This window comes from Serratia sp. SCBI (assembly GCF_000747565.1).
Taxonomy (GTDB): Bacteria; Pseudomonadota; Gammaproteobacteria; order Enterobacterales; family Enterobacteriaceae; genus Serratia; species Serratia ureilytica.
Genome location: NZ_CP003424.1, coordinates 1 through 17,783 on the forward strand (window position 1 = coordinate 1; position 17,783 = coordinate 17,783).

The 17,783-nt window shown below is 56.6% G+C and carries 17 protein-coding genes and 1 pseudogene; all 18 read left to right on the forward strand.

Features of this window, described 5'->3' with window-relative positions; all coding sequences use genetic code 11:
- Positions 1-563 precede the first annotated feature (563 nt).
- Positions 564-947 carry a F0F1 ATP synthase subunit I gene (atpI, locus tag SERRSCBI_RS00005; protein ID WP_004933796.1) on the forward strand — a complete coding sequence of 128 codons (384 nt, stop codon included), beginning with the start codon at positions 564-566 and terminating at the stop codon, positions 945-947.
- A gap of 22 nt (positions 948-969) precedes the next feature.
- Positions 970-1,749, forward strand: a complete 780-nt coding sequence (atpB, locus tag SERRSCBI_RS00010) for a F0F1 ATP synthase subunit A (RefSeq protein WP_015376132.1) — start codon at positions 970-972, stop codon at positions 1,747-1,749.
- A 49-nt stretch (positions 1,750-1,798) separates the two neighbouring features.
- Positions 1,799-2,038 carry a F0F1 ATP synthase subunit C gene (gene atpE / locus SERRSCBI_RS00015; protein WP_004093904.1) on the forward strand — a complete coding sequence of 80 codons (240 nt, stop codon included), beginning with the start codon at positions 1,799-1,801 and terminating at the stop codon, positions 2,036-2,038.
- 57 nt (positions 2,039-2,095) lie between these two features.
- Positions 2,096-2,566: a F0F1 ATP synthase subunit B gene (gene atpF, locus SERRSCBI_RS00020; protein WP_004933804.1), complete on the forward strand. Its 471-nt coding sequence runs from the start codon at positions 2,096-2,098 to the stop codon at positions 2,564-2,566.
- Positions 2,567-2,580: 14 nt separating this feature from the next.
- Positions 2,581-3,116 (forward strand): annotated as a pseudogene (atpH, locus tag SERRSCBI_RS00025) (F0F1 ATP synthase subunit delta).
- A 12-nt stretch (positions 3,117-3,128) separates the two neighbouring features.
- Positions 3,129-4,670, forward strand: a complete 1,542-nt coding sequence (gene atpA, locus SERRSCBI_RS00030; RefSeq protein ID WP_033652328.1) for a F0F1 ATP synthase subunit alpha — start codon at positions 3,129-3,131, stop codon at positions 4,668-4,670.
- Between the two features lie 59 nt (positions 4,671-4,729).
- The gene (gene atpG / locus SERRSCBI_RS00035; RefSeq protein ID WP_004933811.1) at positions 4,730-5,593 is read left to right on the forward strand and encodes a F0F1 ATP synthase subunit gamma; all 864 of its coding nucleotides are present in this window, start codon (positions 4,730-4,732) and stop codon (positions 5,591-5,593) included.
- A 32-nt stretch (positions 5,594-5,625) separates the two neighbouring features.
- Positions 5,626-7,008, forward strand: coding sequence for a F0F1 ATP synthase subunit beta (atpD, locus tag SERRSCBI_RS00040; protein ID WP_004933813.1), 1,383 nt, complete (start codon positions 5,626-5,628; stop codon positions 7,006-7,008).
- A gap of 20 nt (positions 7,009-7,028) precedes the next feature.
- A complete protein-coding gene (locus SERRSCBI_RS00045; protein ID WP_004933814.1) occupies positions 7,029-7,448 on the forward strand; it encodes a F0F1 ATP synthase subunit epsilon in 420 nt (139 codons plus the stop codon).
- A 290-nt stretch (positions 7,449-7,738) separates the two neighbouring features.
- Positions 7,739-9,112 (forward strand): bifunctional UDP-N-acetylglucosamine diphosphorylase/glucosamine-1-phosphate N-acetyltransferase GlmU, encoded by a 1,374-nt coding sequence (gene glmU / locus SERRSCBI_RS00050; protein WP_042783375.1) that lies wholly within the window; start codon positions 7,739-7,741, stop codon positions 9,110-9,112.
- 149 nt (positions 9,113-9,261) lie between these two features.
- Positions 9,262-11,091, forward strand: a complete 1,830-nt coding sequence (gene glmS / locus SERRSCBI_RS00055; protein WP_042783376.1) for a glutamine--fructose-6-phosphate transaminase (isomerizing) — start codon at positions 9,262-9,264, stop codon at positions 11,089-11,091.
- Positions 11,092-11,427: 336 nt separating this feature from the next.
- On the forward strand, positions 11,428-12,468 hold the full coding sequence (gene pstS / locus SERRSCBI_RS00060) for a phosphate ABC transporter substrate-binding protein PstS (protein ID WP_042783377.1): 1,041 nt from the start codon (positions 11,428-11,430) through the stop codon (positions 12,466-12,468).
- A 91-nt stretch (positions 12,469-12,559) separates the two neighbouring features.
- Positions 12,560-13,516 carry a phosphate ABC transporter permease PstC gene (gene pstC / locus SERRSCBI_RS00065; protein ID WP_016929615.1) on the forward strand — a complete coding sequence of 319 codons (957 nt, stop codon included), beginning with the start codon at positions 12,560-12,562 and terminating at the stop codon, positions 13,514-13,516.
- 1 nt (position 13,517) lies between these two features.
- The gene (gene pstA, locus SERRSCBI_RS00070) at positions 13,518-14,408 is read left to right on the forward strand and encodes a phosphate ABC transporter permease PstA (RefSeq protein WP_019455481.1); all 891 of its coding nucleotides are present in this window, start codon (positions 13,518-13,520) and stop codon (positions 14,406-14,408) included.
- Positions 14,409-14,462: 54 nt separating this feature from the next.
- Complete coding sequence (gene pstB, locus SERRSCBI_RS00075; RefSeq protein WP_016929614.1) at positions 14,463-15,233, forward strand: phosphate ABC transporter ATP-binding protein PstB; 771 nt, start codon at positions 14,463-14,465, stop codon at positions 15,231-15,233.
- An 11-nt stretch (positions 15,234-15,244) separates the two neighbouring features.
- Positions 15,245-15,979: a phosphate signaling complex protein PhoU gene (phoU, locus tag SERRSCBI_RS00080; protein ID WP_004933833.1), complete on the forward strand. Its 735-nt coding sequence runs from the start codon at positions 15,245-15,247 to the stop codon at positions 15,977-15,979.
- Positions 15,980-16,147: 168 nt separating this feature from the next.
- Positions 16,148-16,987: an ABC transporter substrate-binding protein gene (locus SERRSCBI_RS00085; RefSeq protein ID WP_025304747.1), complete on the forward strand. Its 840-nt coding sequence runs from the start codon at positions 16,148-16,150 to the stop codon at positions 16,985-16,987.
- A gap of 81 nt (positions 16,988-17,068) precedes the next feature.
- Positions 17,069-17,782: an amino acid ABC transporter permease gene (locus tag SERRSCBI_RS00090; protein ID WP_033645154.1), complete on the forward strand. Its 714-nt coding sequence runs from the start codon at positions 17,069-17,071 to the stop codon at positions 17,780-17,782.
- The last annotated feature ends 1 nt before the right edge of the window (position 17,783 follow it).

Genomic DNA, 17,783 nt, shown 5'->3' on the forward strand with positions numbered 1-17,783 from the left:
TTTTTTTAGTTAATTTACTTTCTATTAACACAAAAAACGCGGCTAATTAGCGACAATAGAGTAATTGCAATTAGAAATAGTCACGTTAGCAATCATGTGCGAAAGATTGGCCTTTGCTGCTAATGTTAATTGGCTGTTGGAATATTGCCCCGTTGCTTGTCAATAAAAGGTTTTCATCGGGTATACGGATTGTTTTTGAACAGTTAACTGATAATGTTTTGATTTATATAATCTTTTGATCGCTCAAATTGCTAAAGACGGTTTGATTGTCCATCGGCTATAAATCAGTGAAGGGCATTATTGTGATCGGCTTCGCGTTTCTAAACGCAACGCTGGAATAATCAGACAATTAAATGCGCCCTATTATTCCGACCGTTTTCTTGTGAAAATAGGCTGGAATAGGGAAATTTAAATAATTGTTCACCTTTTCGCTACTTATCGATTGAATTCGTTGGTATGCCCCGTATAATTTGCTCGTTTTTTGCTGCTTGACTCAGGACAGCAAAAACAGTTGTATACGTCACTCAGCATACCCCCTCTGGGGTACGGAGAGAACAAACGTCATGTCTGTGTCCCTATACAGCGGGAAAGTCGCACGCAAACTGCTGTTTTTGCAGTTAATGACTTTTGTTCTGATCAGCGTTGCTTTCTGGCTGAAAAGCCCGGAATGGAGCGCTTCGGCGTTGGCAGGCGGTCTCGCCGCCTGGTTGCCGAGTGCAATGTTTATGCTGTTTGCCTTGCGCCATCAGGCGCAAACGCCGGCGCCCGGTAGGGTTGCCTGGTCGTTCGCCATCGGCGAGGGGCTAAAGGTCGTGATCACCATCGTTTTGCTGATCGTGGCGCTGGGGGTGTTCAAGGCGGAGTTTATACCGCTTGGCCTGACCTATTTAGCGGTGTTAGTGGTGCAGATAGTGGCACCGGCCGTGATTAACAGTTACCGAACTTAACTAAATAAGGGTAAGAGGCATCATGTCTGCAGGAGAAGTCTTGACTCCACAGGAGTATATCGGTCACCACCTGACGCAGCTTCAGGTCGGGACTGGGTTCTGGTCGATCAACATCGACTCGATGTTTTTCTCCGTCGTCCTCGGGGCGCTTTTCCTGGTGATCTTCCGCAAAGTGGCCAAAAACGCCACCAGCGGCGTGCCGGGTAAACTGCAAACCGCCGTGGAGCTGGTAGTCGGTTTCGTCGACAGCAGCGTGCGCGACATGTACCACGGCAAGAGCAAGGTGATTGCGCCGCTGGCGCTGACCGTGTTCGTCTGGGTGTTCCTGATGAACCTGATGGACTTGCTGCCCATCGACTTCCTGCCTTACGTTGGCGAACACATCCTCGGTCTGCCTGCGCTGCGCGTAGTGCCTACCGCCGATGTGAACGTCACGCTGTCGATGGCGCTGGGCGTGTTTATCCTGATTCTGTTCTATAGCATCAAAATGAAAGGCGTTGGCGGGTTCGTCAAAGAGTTGACCATGCAGCCGTTCAACCACCCTGTATTCATTCCTATCAACCTGATTCTTGAAGGTGTCAGCCTGCTGTCCAAACCTGTTTCACTGGGTCTGCGACTGTTCGGCAACATGTATGCGGGTGAGTTGATCTTCATCCTGATTGCCGGCCTGTTGCCGTGGTGGTCACAGTGGGTCCTGAGCTTGCCTTGGGCTATCTTCCACATCCTGATCATTACGCTTCAAGCCTTTATTTTCATGGTTCTGACGATCGTCTATCTGTCGATGGCATCTGAAGAGCACTGATTTTCTTAAAACACTTGCACTTTTAAACTGAAACAAACTGGAGACTGTCATGGAAAACCTGAGTATGGATCTGCTGTACATGGCTGCCGCTGTGATGATGGGTTTAGCGGCAATCGGTGCTGCGATCGGTATCGGCATCCTGGGTGGTAAATTCTTGGAAGGCGCTGCTCGTCAGCCTGACCTGATTCCTCTGCTGCGTACACAGTTCTTTATCGTTATGGGTCTGGTCGACGCCATCCCGATGATCGCTGTAGGTCTGGGTCTGTACGTGATGTTCGCCGTCGCGTAAGTAGAGCAACCCTCTACGACGTAACCAAACTATTAACTTTTAAAGAGGCATTGTGCTGTGAATCTTAACGCAACAATCCTCGGCCAGGCCATCGCGTTCGTTCTGTTTGTCTGGTTCTGCATGAAGTACGTATGGCCGCCGATCATGGCTGCCATCGAGAAACGTCAGAAAGAAATCGCTGACGGCCTCGCTTCTGCAGAGCGTGCCAAAAAAGATCTGGACTTAGCGCAAGCCAATGCGACCGACCAGCTGAAAACTGCCAAAGCAGAAGCTCAGGTGATCATCGAGCAAGCGAACAAACGCAAAGCTCAGATCATGGATGAAGCGAAAGCCGAAGCCGAGCAGGAACGTAACAAAATCGTGGCGCAGGCTCAGGCTGAGATCGAAGCCGAACGTAAGCGCGCTCGTGAAGAGTTGCGTAAGCAAGTCGCGATGCTGGCAATTGCCGGCGCCGAGAAGATCATCGAACGTTCCGTGGATGAAGCTGCTAACAGCGACATCGTTGATAAACTGGTCGCTGAACTGTAAGGAGGGAGGGGCTGATGTCTGAATTTGTAACTGTAGCTCGCCCCTACGCCAAAGCAGCTTTTTGACTTTGCCGTTGAGCACCAAAGCGTAGAGCGCTGGCAGGACATGCTGGCGTTTGCGGCTGAAGTCACTCGCAATGAACAGATTTCTGAACTGCTGTCTGGCGCGGTTGCGCCAGAAACACTGTCCAAGACGTTCATCGCGGTTTGTGGCGATCGGCTCGACGAACATGGCCAGAACTTTATCCGTGTAATGGCCGAAAATGGACGTTTACTGGTTCTTCCTGCCGTGCTGCAGCAGTTCATCGAACTGCGCGCCTCGCTGGAATCCACCGTCGAAGTCGAAGTGCTCTCTGCGAGTGCGCTGAGCGACGAACAGCAGGCGAAAATCGCCGCTGCGATGGAAAAACGTCTGTCACGCAAAGTTAAGCTGAATTGCAAAAATTGACAAGTCTGTACTGGCCGGCATCGTTGTTCGCGCCGGCGATATGGTGATTGATGGCAGCGTTCGCGGTCGTCTTGAACGCCTGACAGACGTCTTGCAGTCTTAAGGGGACTGGAGCATGCAACTGAATTCCACCGAAATCAGCGAACTGATCAAGCAGCGCATTGCTCAGTTCAATGTAGTGAGCGAAGCTCACAATGAAGGTACTATCGTTTCCGTCAGCGACGGGATCATCCGCGTACACGGCCTGGCCGAAGTTATGCAGGGCGAAATGATCGCGCTGCCTGGCAACCGTTACGCAATCGCATTGAACCTGGAGCGCGACTCCGTTGGTGCCGTGGTCATGGGTCCGTACGCGGATCTGGCCGAAGGCATGAAGGTTAAATGCACCGGCCGTATCCTGGAAGTTCCAGTCGGTCGTGGTCTGCTGGGCCGCGTCGTTAACACCCTGGGCGCGCCAATCGACGGCAAAGGCCCGATTGAAAACGACGGTTTCTCTCCGGTAGAAGCTATCGCCCCAGGCGTTATCGAGCGTCAGTCCGTTGATCAGCCGGTTCAGACTGGCTACAAATCCGTTGACGCCATGATTCCAATCGGCCGCGGCCAGCGTGAGCTGGTGATCGGTGACCGTCAGACCGGTAAAACCGCGCTGGCGATCGATGCGATCATCAACCAACGCGACTCCGGCATCAAATGCGTTTACGTGGCTATCGGCCAGAAAGCGTCCACCATCGCTAACGTGGTGCGCAAACTGGAAGAGCACGGCGCACTGGCCAACACCATCGTGGTGGTGGCGACCGCTTCCGAATCCGCTGCACTGCAATACCTGGCGCCATACGCCGGTTGCGCAATGGGCGAATACTTCCGTGACCGCGGTGAAGATGCGCTGATCGTGTACGATGACCTGTCCAAACAGGCCGTTGCTTACCGCCAGATTTCCCTGCTGCTTCGTCGTCCGCCAGGTCGTGAAGCTTACCCAGGCGACGTATTCTATCTGCACTCCCGCTTGCTGGAGCGTGCAGCGCGCGTTAACGCCGAGTACGTTGAAGCCTTCACCAAAGGTGAAGTTAAAGGTAAAACCGGTTCACTGACCGCTCTGCCGATCATTGAAACCCAGGCGGGTGACGTTTCCGCGTTCGTTCCGACCAACGTAATCTCGATTACCGATGGTCAGATCTTCCTGGAATCCAACCTGTTCAACTCCGGTATTCGTCCGGCAGTTAACCCGGGTATCTCCGTATCCCGTGTTGGTGGCGCCGCGCAGACCAAGATCATGAAGAAACTGTCCGGTGGTATCCGTACCGCGCTGGCGCAGTATCGTGAACTGGCTGCGTTCTCCCAGTTCGCCTCCGATCTGGACGACGCGACCCGCAAACAGCTGAGCCACGGTCAGAAAGTGACCGAGCTGCTGAAACAGAAACAGTATGCGCCGATGTCGGTTGCACAACAGTCTCTGGTGCTGTTTGCCGCAGAACGCGGTTACCTGAACGACGTCGAAGTCGCCAAAGTGGTGAGCTTCGAAGCCGCGCTGGTGGCCTATGCGGACCGCGAGCACGCCGAACTGCTGAACCACATCAACCAAACTGGCAACTTCAATGATGAGATCGAGGGCAAGTTGAAAGACGTCCTCGAGACCTTCAAGAAAACCCAGTCCTGGTAACGCCGAACGGTCCTGCTGTTGAAAGACAGCAGGCCGTCTGGCACTGAGGAGAAGCAGAGATGGCCGGCGCAAAAGAGATACGTAGTAAGATCGCTAGCGTGCAAAACACGCAAAAGATCACTAAAGCGATGGAAATGGTCGCCGCCTCCAAAATGCGTAAATCGCAGGATCGCATGGCGGCCAGCCGTCCTTATGCAGAGACCATGCGCAAAGTGATTGGTCACCTTGCGTTAGGGAATCTGGAGTACAAGCACCCGTACCTGGATGAGCGTGACGTTAAGCGCGTTGGGTATCTGGTGGTGTCTACTGACCGTGGTCTCTGCGGCGGCTTGAACATCAACCTGTTCAAAAAGCTGCTGGCGGAGATGAAAGCCTGGTCCGAAAAAGGCGTCGAAACCGATTTGGCGCTGATTGGCTCTAAAGCGGCCTCTTTCTTTGGTTCCGTGGGCGGCAACGTGGTTGCCCAGGTGACCGGCATGGGGGATAAACCTTCCCTGTCGGATCTGATCGGGCCGGTGAAAGTGATGCTGCAGGCCTACGACGAAGGTCGTTTGGACAAGCTGTACATTGTCAGCAACAAATTTGTTAATACGATGTCCCAAGAGCCGCAAGTGCTTCAGCTGCTGCCGTTACCGCCAGCCGATGACGAAGAGCTGAAGAAAACGCCTTGGGATTACCTGTATGAACCGGATCCAAAAGTGCTGCTTGATACCTTGCTGCGCCGCTATGTGGAGTCGCAGGTTTATCAGGGCGTCGTGGAAAACCTGGCCAGCGAGCAGGCCGCACGAATGGTCGCGATGAAAGCCGCAACCGATAACGGCGGTAGCCTGATCAAAGAGCTGCAGTTGGTATACAACAAGGCGCGTCAGGCCAGCATCACTCAGGAACTCACCGAGATCGTTTCGGGAGCCTCCGCGGTTTAAGCTAGGTTTACGAATTACGTAGAGGATTCAAGATGGCTACTGGAAAGATTATCCAGGTAATCGGCGCCGTGGTGGACGTCGAGTTCCCTCAGGATGCCGTACCAAAAGTGTACGACGCCCTTGAGGTAGAAAACGGCACCGAAAAACTGGTGTTGGAAGTTCAGCAACAGCTGGGCGGTGGCGTGGTTCGCTGTATCGCAATGGGGACCTCCGACGGTCTGCGTCGCGGTCTGAAAGTGAACAACCTGGACCACCCGATTGAAGTGCCGGTGGGTAAAGCTACCCTGGGCCGTATCATGAACGTATTGGGTCAACCCATCGACATGAAAGGCGACATCGGCGAAGAAGAGCGTTGGGCGATTCACCGCGCGGCGCCAAGCTACGAAGAGCTGTCCAGCTCCCAGGAACTGCTGGAAACCGGTATCAAGGTAATGGACCTGATTTGTCCATTCGCCAAGGGCGGTAAAGTCGGTCTGTTCGGCGGTGCGGGCGTAGGTAAAACCGTAAACATGATGGAGCTGATCCGTAACATCGCGATCGAGCACTCCGGTTATTCCGTGTTTGCGGGCGTGGGCGAGCGTACTCGTGAGGGTAACGACTTCTACCACGAAATGACCGACTCTAACGTTCTGGACAAAGTATCCCTGGTTTACGGCCAGATGAATGAGCCACCAGGTAACCGTCTGCGCGTTGCGCTGACCGGTCTGACCATGGCGGAGAAATTCCGTGACGAAGGCCGTGACGTTCTGCTGTTCGTTGACAACATCTACCGTTACACCCTGGCCGGTACCGAAGTGTCCGCACTTCTGGGCCGTATGCCATCCGCGGTAGGTTATCAGCCAACGCTGGCGGAAGAGATGGGCGTTCTGCAAGAACGTATCACCTCGACCAAGACCGGTTCCATCACTTCCGTACAGGCCGTTTACGTTCCTGCGGATGACTTGACTGACCCGTCTCCAGCCACCACCTTTGCGCACTTGGACGCAACCGTGGTACTGAGCCGTAACATCGCTTCTCTGGGTATCTACCCGGCCGTTGACCCGCTGGATTCCACCAGCCGTCAGCTGGATCCGCTGGTTGTTGGCCAGGAGCACTACGACGTAGCGCGTGGCGTGCAGTCCATTCTGCAACGCTACCAGGAACTGAAAGATATCATCGCGATCCTGGGTATGGACGAGCTGTCTGAAGAAGACAAACTGGTCGTATCCCGTGCGCGTAAGATCCAACGCTTCCTGTCTCAGCCGTTCTTCGTGGCAGAAGTCTTCACCGGTTCTCCGGGCAAGTTCGTATCGCTGAAAGACACCATCCGTGGTTTCAAAGGCATTATGGACGGCGACTATGACCACCTGCCGGAGCAGGCGTTCTACATGGTTGGCACCATTGAAGAAGCAGTGGAAAAAGCCAAGAAACTGTAACGCCTTGAGAGGAGGGTGATATGGCTATGACTTACCATCTGGATGTAGTCAGCGCGGAAAAACAGATGTTTTCCGGCCTGGTGCAGAAGATCCAGGTGACAGGCAGCGAAGGTGAACTGGGGATCTTCCCTGGCCATGCGCCGCTGCTGACTGCCATCAAGCCTGGCATGGTGCGTATTGTTAAGCAGCACGGTGAAGAAGAGTTCATCTACCTGTCCGGCGGCATCCTCGAGGTGCAGCCGAGCGTGGTTACCGTGCTGGCGGACACTGCTATCCGTGGTACTGACCTCGACGAAGCGAGAGCGTTGGAAGCTAAGCGTAAAGCTGAAGAACACATTCGCAGCTCTCATGGCGATGTCGACTATGCTCAGGCATCCGCTGAACTGGCGAAAGCGATCGCAAAACTGCGCGTTATCGAGCTCACCAGAAAAGCGATGTAATGTTTGGGTGCAGAGCACCCAACTTTAAGAAAGCGGCCTATAGGGTCGCTTTTTTTTTACTTTAAAATAAGCATTTCAGCCCGGCGTACAGAGTGGTGTATAACCCCTGATATCGGGAAAGAAACGTCGCCGATCGCCGACAGTTTTTTCGTCCCAGCGTCGAATTGGCCGCGATAGCGGCAGGCCAAGGCCCACGCGGCCTGCGCCGGGTTCGTGCAGAGAAATATGTAGTAATATCGCCGCTAAACGGTTTTACTTTCGTCTATCAAAATGGAGTTATCAGGTTGCTTATGTCGAACAGCGCAATGAGCGTGGTTATCCTCGCCGCGGGCAAGGGAACACGCATGTATTCCGATCTTCCCAAGGTCTTACATCCGTTGGCCGGCAAGCCGATGGTGCAACACGTCATTGATGCCGCGATGAAAATGGGCGCGCAACATGTACACCTGGTATACGGCCACGGCGGCGATCTGCTGAAAAGCACGCTGACCGAGGGCGCGCTGAACTGGGTGCTGCAGGCCGAGCAATTGGGTACCGGCCATGCGATGCAGCAGGCGGCGCCGCATTTTGCCGACGATGAAGACGTATTGATGCTGTATGGCGACGTGCCGTTGATCTCCGTGGATACGCTGCAGCGCCTGTTGGCGGCCAAGCCGCAGGGCGGCATCGGCCTGCTGACGGTCAAGCTGGACGACCCGAGCGGCTATGGCCGCATCGTGCGCGAGCAGGGTGATGTGGTGGGCATCGTCGAACACAAGGACGCCAGCGAGGCGCAGCGTCAGATCAATGAGATCAATACCGGCATCCTGGTGGCGAATGGGCGCGATCTGAAGCGCTGGCTGGGGATGTTGAACAACGACAACGCTCAGGGTGAGTTTTACATCACCGATATCATTGCGTTGGCGCATGCCGACGGCAAGAAAATCGAAGCCGTGCACCCATCGCGTTTGAGCGAAGTGGAAGGCGTGAACAACCGTCTGCAGCTGGCGACCCTGGAGCGCGTGTTCCAGTCGGAACAGTCTGAAAAACTGCTGCTGGCCGGCGTAATGCTGTTGGATCCGGCGCGTTTCGACCTGCGCGGTGAACTTGTTCACGGCCGCGACATCACTATTGATGCGAATGTGATTATCGAAGGTCACGTCAAGCTGGGCGACCGGGTGAAAATCGGCGCCGGCTGCGTGCTGAAAAACTGCGTGATCGGTGATGACTGCGAGATCAGTCCTTACAGCGTACTGGAAGACAGCGTGCTGGAAGCCGACTGCACCGTGGGGCCGTTCGCCCGCCTGCGCCCTGGCGCGGAGCTGGCAACAGGGGCCCACGTCGGTAACTTCGTGGAAATGAAAAAGGCGCGTTTGGGCAAAGGCTCCAAGGCCGGTCACCTCAGCTACCTGGGCGATGCCGACATTGGCGATGACGTGAATATCGGCGCCGGCACCATCACCTGCAATTACGATGGCGCCAACAAGCACAAGACGCTGATCGGCGATGGCGTGTTCGTCGGTTCCGATACTCAGCTGGTGGCGCCGGTGTCGGTCGGCAAAGGCTCCACCATTGCCGCCGGCACCACGGTGACGCGAGATATCGCCGAAAACGAACTGGTCCTGAGCCGCGTCAAGCAGGTGCACATTCAGGGCTGGCAGCGCCCGGTGAAGAAGAAGCCATAGTGTGTTTTGCGTTGGGCTCTATTCACGAGCCCAATACAAAACATAATAACCCCACCATCTACAGGCTCGGGGACGCACGGTAAAACCGGCAAAAATCAGGTCAAGGCATCGAAAGCGTCCACGAAGGACGTTCATTAGGAATACAACTGATGTGTGGAATTGTAGGCGCAGTAGCGCAACGTGATATCGCAGAAATTCTGTTGGAAGGTTTACGCCGTCTCGAGTACCGCGGTTATGACTCCGCCGGTCTGGCGGTGGTCGACTCGCAGGGTAACGTCAGTCGCCTGCGCCGCGTAGGCAAGGTGCAAAAACTGGCCGAAGCGGCGGAGCAGACCGATCTGCACGGCGGCACCGGCATCGCTCACACCCGTTGGGCAACGCACGGTGAACCGACCGAGGCGAACGCGCACCCGCATGTTTCCGACTACATTACCGTGGTGCATAACGGCATCATCGAAAACCACGAGCCGCTGCGCGAACTGCTGATCGAACGCGGTTACCGCTTCAACTCTGAAACCGACACCGAAGTGATCGCGCACCTGGTGCACTGGGAACAGCTGCAGGGCGGTACGCTGCTCGAAGTGGTTCAGCGCGTGATCCCACAGCTGCGCGGCGCTTACGGCACCGTGGTGATGGACAGCCGCGATCCGAGCGTATTGGTCGCGGCGCGCTCCGGCAGCCCGCTGGTTATCGGCCGCGGCGTCGGGGAAAACTTCATCGCTTCCGATCAGCTGGCGTTGCTGCCGGTCACCCGCCGCTTCATCTTCCTGGAAGAAGGCGATGTGGTGGAGGTGACTCGCCGCACCGTCAACATCTTCGACAAACAGGGTAACGCCATCGAGCGCCCTGAGATCGAGTCCCAGGTGCAGTATGACGCCGGCGACAAGGGCGCTTACCGCCACTACATGCAAAAAGAGATTTACGAACAGCCGCTGGCGCTGAAAAACACCCTGGAAGGGCGTTTCAGTCATGGCCAAATCAACCTGAGCGAGCTGGGCCCGCACGCCGACGAGCTGCTGGCCAAGGTGCAGCACGTGCAGATCATCGCCTGTGGGACTTCTTACCACTCCGGGATGGTGGCGCGTTACTGGTTCGAAGCGCTGGCCGGCGTGCCGTGCGATGTCGAGATCGCGTCCGAATTCCGTTACCGCAAATCGGCGGTGCGTCCGGGCAGCCTGATCATCACCCTGTCGCAGTCCGGCGAAACCGCCGACACGTTAGCGGCGCTGCGTCTGTCCAAAGAGCTGGGTTATCTCGGTTCGCTGGCCGTTTGTAACGTTGCGGGGTCTTCGCTGGTGCGCGAATCCGATTTGGCGTTGATGACCAAAGCGGGCACGGAAATCGGCGTTGCTTCGACCAAAGCCTTTACCACGCAGCTCACCGTGTTGTTGATGCTGGTGGCGCACCTGGGCCGTCTGAAAGGCATGGCGGAAAGCGTGGAGCAGGAGATTGTGCACGGCCTGCAGGCGCTGCCGGCGCGTATTGAGCAGATGCTGTCGATGGATAAAGAAATCGAAGCGCTGGCGGAAGGTTTCTCGGACAAACATCATGCGCTGTTCCTCGGCCGCGGCGATCAGTACCCGATCGCCATGGAAGGGGCACTGAAGCTGAAAGAGATCTCCTATATTCACGCTGAAGCCTATGCGGCGGGTGAGTTGAAACACGGCCCGCTGGCGCTGATCGACGCCGATATGCCAGTGATCGTGGTGGCGCCGAACAACGAACTGCTGGAAAAGCTGAAGTCCAACATTGAAGAAGTGCGCGCGCGCGGCGGTCAGCTGTACGTGTTCGCCGATCAGGACGCCGGCTTCGTCAGCAGCGAAGGCATGACCATCATTCCTCTGCCGCACGTTGAGGAAATCGTGGCGCCGATCTTCTACACCGTGCCGTTGCAGCTGCTGTCTTACCATGTGGCGCTGATCAAAGGCACCGACGTTGACCAGCCGCGCAACCTGGCGAAGTCTGTCACCGTAGAGTAACCTGCCGCAGGTAAACTGCAAAAGCCGGCCTTCGCGCCGGCTTTTTTCATGAGCGACCTTAAAGATGACAGCGCGACCGATTCGGCGATAAACATTGTCATATTCAAGCGGATAGGCCGTGCCCAAACGGTTTTTTTGTTGTTTGGCAATTGCACTATTTTTGAGTTAATTGATTGATTTTTAAATAAACAAACCCCATTCAAATGCACTGTAATATAACTGTCATATTGCGTACATTTTTCTGTCACCAAACTGTCCTATTTTCCCTCCTGCAGCAATACTTACTCTGATTAAAACGACTCGACGTCGATTTTAAGTATCCCATTAGGAGGGATTATGAAACTGATGCGTACCACCGTCGCCAGTATTGTGGCAGCGACCTTCTCCCTGACCGCCGTGTCCGCGTTCGCTGCTGCCAGCCTGACCGGTGCAGGTGCGACATTCCCCGCTCCGGTTTACGCCAAGTGGGCAGATTCTTATCAGAAAGAAACCGGCAACAAAGTTAACTATCAGGGCATCGGCTCCTCTGGCGGCGTGAAGCAAATCGTGGCCAACACCGTTGACTTTGGCGCTTCCGACGCCCCGCTGTCTGACGACAAACTGGCGGCCGATGGCCTGTTCCAGTTCCCGACCGTGATCGGCGGCGTGGTGCTGGCTGTGAATATCCCGGGCATCAAATCCGGCGAACTGACGCTGGACGGTAAAACCCTGGGTGATATCTACCTGGGCAACGTCAAAAAGTGGAACGATCCGGCTATCACCAAGCTGAACCCAGGCGTGAAACTGCCTGACCAGAACATTGCCGTGGTGCGCCGCGCCGACGGTTCCGGCACCTCGTTCGTGTTTACCAGCTACCTGTCCAAGGTGAACGCGCATTGGAAAGAGAAGATCGGCGCCGGTTCTACCGTTAACTGGCCGACCGGTCTGGGCGGCAAAGGCAACGACGGCATCGCCGCCTTCGTTCAGCGTCTGCCTGGCTCTATCGGCTACGTAGAATACGCTTACGCCAAGCAGAACAACCTGGCTTACACCAAGCTGGTGTCCGCCGACGGCAAACCGGTCAGCCCGACCGAAGAGAGCTTCAGCAACGCCGCCAAGGGTGCGGATTGGAGCAAAACCTTCGCTCAGGATCTGACTGACCAGAAAGGCGACAACGTGTGGCCAATCACCTCCACCACCTTCATCCTGGTGCATAAAGAGCAGAAAAATCCTGCTCAGGGCGCCGAAGTGCTGAAGTTCTTCGACTGGGCCTACAAAACCGGCGGCAAGCAGGCTAACGAACTGGATTACGCCACCCTGCCGAAAGAAGTGGTTGAGCAGGTGCGTGCGGCCTGGAAAACCAACGTAAAAGACAGTTCAGGTAAAGCGCTGTACTAACAACGCAGGGGCGCGGGTTCGCCGCGCCCCACACAGTTCTTCAGGCTCCGATCCCGGTTGGGGCTGCCAGGGTTCAAACAGAGAGTAATCTATGGCTGAGTACAAGCCTACCATCAAAGCACCGGGCAAAAACGGTGACATCATTTTCAGCGCGCTGGTGAGACTGGCTGCGCTGATTACCCTATTGTTGCTGGGCGGCATCATCGTTTCGCTGATCTTCGCCTCCTGGCCAAGCATGCAGAAATTCGGCTTCGCCTTCCTGTGGACCAAAGAGTGGGATGCGCCGGCGGAGCAGTTCGGCGCGCTGGTGCCTATCTACGGCACCGTGGTCACCTCGCTCATCGCGCTGATTATCGCCGTGCCGGTGAGTTTCGGCATCGCGCTGTTCCTGACCGAACTGGCGCCGAACTGGTTGAAGCGGCCGCTGGGCATCGCCATTGAGCTGCTGGCGGCCATCCCGAGCATCGTCTACGGCATGTGGGGCCTGTTCGTGTTCGCCCCGCTGTTCGCCGAATATTTCCAGACGCCGGTGGGCGACGTGCTGTCGGGCATTCCTATCGTCGGCGAGCTGTTCTCCGGCCCGGCCTTCGGCATCGGCATTCTGGCCGCCGGGGTTATCCTGGCTATCATGATCATTCCTTACATCGCCGCGGTGATGCGCGACGTGTTCGAACAGACGCCGGTAATGATGAAAGAGTCGGCCTACGGCATCGGCTGCACCACCTGGGAAGTCATCTGGCGCATCGTGCTGCCGTTCACCAAAAACGGCGTCATCGGCGGCGTGATGCTGGGTCTGGGCCGAGCGCTTGGGGAGACCATGGCGGTAACCTTTATCATCGGCAACACCTACCAGCTCGACAGCGCTTCGCTGTACATGCCGGGCAACAGCATCACCTCGGCGCTGGCCAACGAATTCGCCGAAGCCGAGTCCGGCGTGCACACCGCCGCACTGATGGAGCTGGGCCTGATTCTGTTTGTTATCACCTTTATCGTGCTGGCGCTGTCGAAACTGATGATCATGCGTCTGGCCAAGAATGAGGGGCGTTAACATGGCGACGATGGATATGCAAAACGCAGTCGTTCTGGCGGAAAGCCGCCGCAAAATGCAGGCCTGGCGCCGGCAGAAAAACCGCCTCGCGCTGTTCTTGTCGATGGCGACCATGGCGTTCGGGCTGTTCTGGCTGATCTGGATCCTTATCGCCACCGTGACCAAAGGCTTCGACGGCATGTCGCTGGCGCTGTTCACCGAGATGACCCCGCCGCCGAACACCGCGGGCGGCGGCTTGGCCAACGCCATCGCCGGCAGCGGGCTGTTGATCCTGTGGGCGACCATCTTCGGCACGCCGCTGGGCATCATGGCCGGTATTTATCTGGCGGAATACGGACGTAAATCCTGGTTGGCGGAAGTGATCCGCTTTATCAACGATATTCTGTTGTCCGCACCGTCGATCGTGGTGGGCCTGTTCGTTTACACCATTGTGGTGGCGAAGATGGAACACTTCTCCGGTTGGGCCGGCATCGTGGCGCTGGCGCTGCTGCAGGTGCCGATCGTCATTCGCACCACCGAGAACATGCTGAAACTGGTGCCGGATACGCTGCGCGAGGCCGCTTATGCGCTGGGCACGCCGAAATGGCGCATGATTTCCGCCATCACGCTGAAGGCGTCGGTGTCCGGCATCATCACCGGCGTGCTGCTGGCGATTGCGCGCATTGCGGGGGAAACGGCGCCGCTGCTGTTCACCTCGCTGTCGAACCAGTTCTGGAGCACCGACCTGATGCAGCCGATCGCCAACCTGCCGGTGACCATCTTCAAATTCGCCATGAGCCCGTTCGCCGAATGGCAACAGCTGGCCTGGGCCGGGGTGCTGTTGATCACCCTGTGCGTACTGTTACTGAATATCCTGGCGCGCGTGATTTTCGCCAAGAAAAAGCATTCATAAAATTTTGAGCGCCGCTTTGGCGGCGCTGATGAAAAGAGAGAAGTCTTGATGAGTATGGTTACTGACGCTTCCAGCAGCAAAATTCAGGTACGCGATCTGAACTTCTACTACGGCAAATTCCATGCGCTGAAGAACATCACGCTGGATATCGCCAAGAATAAGGTCACCGCGTTTATCGGCCCATCCGGCTGTGGCAAGTCCACCCTGCTGCGCACCTTCAACAAGATGTACCAGCTGTACCCGGAACAGCGAGCGGAAGGCGGCATTCTGCTGGACGGCCAGAACATCCTGACCGACAACTCGGATATCGCGCTGCTGCGCGCCAAGGTCGGCATGGTGTTCCAAAAGCCGACGCCGTTCCCGATGTCGATTTACGACAACATCGCCTTCGGCGTTCGCCTGTTTGAAAAGCTGTCGCGCGCCGATATGGACGAGCGCGTGCAGTGGGCGCTGACCAAAGCGGCGCTGTGGAACGAAACCAAGGACAAGCTGCACCAGAGCGGCTACAGCCTCTCCGGCGGCCAGCAGCAGCGTCTGTGCATCGCCCGCGGCATCGCCATTCGTCCGGAAGTGCTGTTGCTGGATGAGCCTTGCTCGGCGCTGGATCCGATCTCCACCGGCAAGATTGAAGAGCTGATCAGCGAGCTGAAGGCTGATTACACCGTGGTGATCGTGACGCACAACATGCAGCAGGCGGCGCGCTGCTCCGACTCTACTGCATTTATGTATCTGGGCGAGCTGATCGAGTTCAGTGATACTGATAACCTGTTCACTGCGCCGCAGAAAAAGCAGACTGAAGACTACATCACTGGCCGTTATGGTTGATAGGAAGCATCATGGATAACCTGAATTTAAACAAACACATTTCCGGCCAGTTCAACGCAGAGCTCGAGCATATCCGCACCCAGGTGCTGACCATGGGCGGGCTGGTGGAGCAGCAGCTGACCGACGCCATCACCGCGATGCACAATCAGGATGGCGAGCTGGCCAAGCGCGTGATCGAAGGCGACGCCAAGGTCAACATGATGGAAGTGGCGATCGACGAAGCCTGCGTGCGCATTATCGCCAAGCGCCAGCCGACCGCCAGCGATCTGCGTCTGGTGATGGCGATCATCAAAACCATTTCCGAGCTGGAACGCATCGGCGACGTGGCGGACAAGATCTGCCGCACCGCGCTGGAGAAGTTCTCGCACCAGCACCAGCCGCTGCTGGTCAGCCTGGAGTCGCTGGGGCGCCACACCGTGCAGATGCTGCACGACGTGCTGGACGCGTTCGCGCGCATGGATCTGGACGAGGCGATCCGTATTTACCGTGAAGATAAAAAGGTCGACCAGGAATACGAAGGCATCGTGCGTCAGCTGATGACCTACATGATGGAAGATTCGCGCACCATTCCGAGCGTGCTGACCGCGTTGTTCTGCGCCCGTTCTATCGAGCGTATCGGCGATCGCTGCCAGAACATCTGCGAATTTATCTTCTATTTCGTCAAAGGACAGGATTTCCGTCATTTGGGCGGCGACGCCCTGGAAAAGCTGCTGTCTCCGGGCGGTAAAGACGAAAAAGACGACTAACCCTTTCCGGGTAATATCCTTCCAAGGCGCGGTTTCCCGCGCCTTTATTCCATCTTAAGCGCGTAAATATAAAAAGGTTATAAATATAGCTTTTTATATTATTTCCTGACCTATGTGGCGCTTGCTAGCTTATCCGCCAGCAGGACATCAACCACTTAGGAGCTTTCTATGAAACATCGCGCTTTGGCCTTAACGTTGTTAGCCAGTCTGACCGGTTTCGCCGCCGGCGCCGCGCACGCGGACAAACTTGACGATATCAAGCAAGCCGGCGTGGTGCGCATCGCGGTGTTCGACAGCAACCCGCCGTTCGGCTACATCGATCCGCAGAGCAAGAAGCTGGTGGGCTACGATGTGGATGTCGCCGACGCGATCGGCAAAGCGCTGGGGGTGAAAGTGGAGCTGCGCGCCACCAACCCGGCCAACCGCATTCCGCTGCTGGTGTCGAAGAAGGTTGACCTGATTGCCGCCAACTTCACCATTACCGACGAGCGCGCCAAGGAAGTGAACTTCAGCGTGCCGTACTTCGCCACTGGCCAGAAATTCATCGCCCGCAAAGGCGTGTTGAAAACGCCGGAAGACATCAAGAAGCTGCGCATCGGCGCGGATAAGGGCACGGTGCAGGAAATCACCCTGCGCGAGCGTTTCCCAACGGCGAAAGTGATCTCCTACGATGATACCCCGCTGGCGTTCGTGGCGCTGCGTAACGGCAACGTGCAGGCGATCACTCAGGACGACGCCAAGCTGGTCGGCCTGCTCGGCAACCTGCCGGCGGCGCAAAAGGCGGAGTTTGAAATTTCGCCGTTCAGCCTGACCAAAGAGTATCAGGGCGTGGGCATTCCCAAGGGTGAAGATCGCCTGACCGCCGCGGTGAACGAGACGCTGATCAAGCTGGAAAAAGACGGCGAAGCGGTTAAGATTTACGATCGCTGGTTCGGGCCGGAAACCAAATCCGCTCAACCGCGCGGCGATTTCAAAATCGCGCCTTTGGATCAGCAACCAAAAGCCTGACTTAACCGCTTGCGGTGAGATAGGCACGGAGGGGCGCAGCTTGCTGCGCCCCTGATGCATTCTGCAAGACAAGGATTGAACATGAACCTGGACTGGCTGCTGGCGCCGCAATACCTGAGCTGGCTGTGGCACGGTTTTCTGCTGACGCTGTGGCTTTCCGCCTGCGCGGGGCTGGCGGCTACGCTGCTGGGCTTTGTGCTGGCGGCGATGCGCGACAGCAGCCTGCGGCCGTTGCGCTGGCTGGCGATGGGGTACAGTTCGCTGTTTCGCAATACGCCGCTGCTGGTGCAGCTGTTCTTCTGGTACTTCGCCGCCGGGCAGATCCTGCCGTCCGCCGCCATGCAGTGGCTGAACAGCGCCCATCAGGTTGGCCCGCTTGAGTGGCCGTCATTCGAGTTTCTCGCCGGTTTCTTCGGCCTGACGCTGTACTCCACCGCCTTTATCGCCGAAGAGATCCGCTCCGGCATTCGCGGCGTCGCCGGCGGGCAGAAATATGCCGCTCAGGCGCTGGGGCTGACCGGCTGGCAGGCGATGCGCTATGTGGTGCTGCCGCAGGCGCTGAAAATCGCGCTGCCGCCGCTGCTGGGCCAATACATGAACGTGATCAAGAACTCGTCGTTGACCATGGCGATCGGCGTGGCCGAACTCTCTTACGCCTCGCGTCAGGTCGAAACCGAAACCCTGCGCACTTTCCAGGCGTTCGGCGTGGCGACGGTACTGTATATCGCCATCATCGCGCTGCTGGAAGGCTGGGGCATGTGGCGACAACAGCGTAAACCGCTGGGAGGGCATTGAG

What these genes read in the sequence shown, in the direction of transcription:
- atpA (WP_033652328.1), top strand. Translation starts at nt 3,129, where the DNA reads ATGCAACTGAATTCCACCGAAATCAGCGAACTGATCAAGCAGCGCATT.
- SERRSCBI_RS00090 (WP_033645154.1), top strand. Translation starts at nt 17,069, where the DNA reads ATGAACCTGGACTGGCTGCTGGCGCCGCAATACCTGAGCTGGCTGTGG.
- atpE (WP_004093904.1), top strand. Translation starts at nt 1,799, where the DNA reads ATGGAAAACCTGAGTATGGATCTGCTGTACATGGCTGCCGCTGTGATG.
- phoU (WP_004933833.1), top strand. Translation starts at nt 15,245, where the DNA reads ATGGATAACCTGAATTTAAACAAACACATTTCCGGCCAGTTCAACGCA.
- pstA (WP_019455481.1), top strand. Translation starts at nt 13,518, where the DNA reads ATGGCGACGATGGATATGCAAAACGCAGTCGTTCTGGCGGAAAGCCGC.
- pstS (WP_042783377.1), top strand. Translation starts at nt 11,428, where the DNA reads ATGAAACTGATGCGTACCACCGTCGCCAGTATTGTGGCAGCGACCTTC.
- SERRSCBI_RS00085 (WP_025304747.1), top strand. Translation starts at nt 16,148, where the DNA reads ATGAAACATCGCGCTTTGGCCTTAACGTTGTTAGCCAGTCTGACCGGT.
- glmU (WP_042783375.1), top strand. Translation starts at nt 7,739, where the DNA reads ATGTCGAACAGCGCAATGAGCGTGGTTATCCTCGCCGCGGGCAAGGGA.
- pstC (WP_016929615.1), top strand. Translation starts at nt 12,560, where the DNA reads ATGGCTGAGTACAAGCCTACCATCAAAGCACCGGGCAAAAACGGTGAC.
- atpD (WP_004933813.1), top strand. Translation starts at nt 5,626, where the DNA reads ATGGCTACTGGAAAGATTATCCAGGTAATCGGCGCCGTGGTGGACGTC.
- SERRSCBI_RS00045 (WP_004933814.1), top strand. Translation starts at nt 7,029, where the DNA reads ATGGCTATGACTTACCATCTGGATGTAGTCAGCGCGGAAAAACAGATG.
- atpB (WP_015376132.1), top strand. Translation starts at nt 970, where the DNA reads ATGTCTGCAGGAGAAGTCTTGACTCCACAGGAGTATATCGGTCACCAC.
- pstB (WP_016929614.1), top strand. Translation starts at nt 14,463, where the DNA reads ATGGTTACTGACGCTTCCAGCAGCAAAATTCAGGTACGCGATCTGAAC.
- atpI (WP_004933796.1), top strand. Translation starts at nt 564, where the DNA reads ATGTCTGTGTCCCTATACAGCGGGAAAGTCGCACGCAAACTGCTGTTT.
- atpG (WP_004933811.1), top strand. Translation starts at nt 4,730, where the DNA reads ATGGCCGGCGCAAAAGAGATACGTAGTAAGATCGCTAGCGTGCAAAAC.
- glmS (WP_042783376.1), top strand. Translation starts at nt 9,262, where the DNA reads ATGTGTGGAATTGTAGGCGCAGTAGCGCAACGTGATATCGCAGAAATT.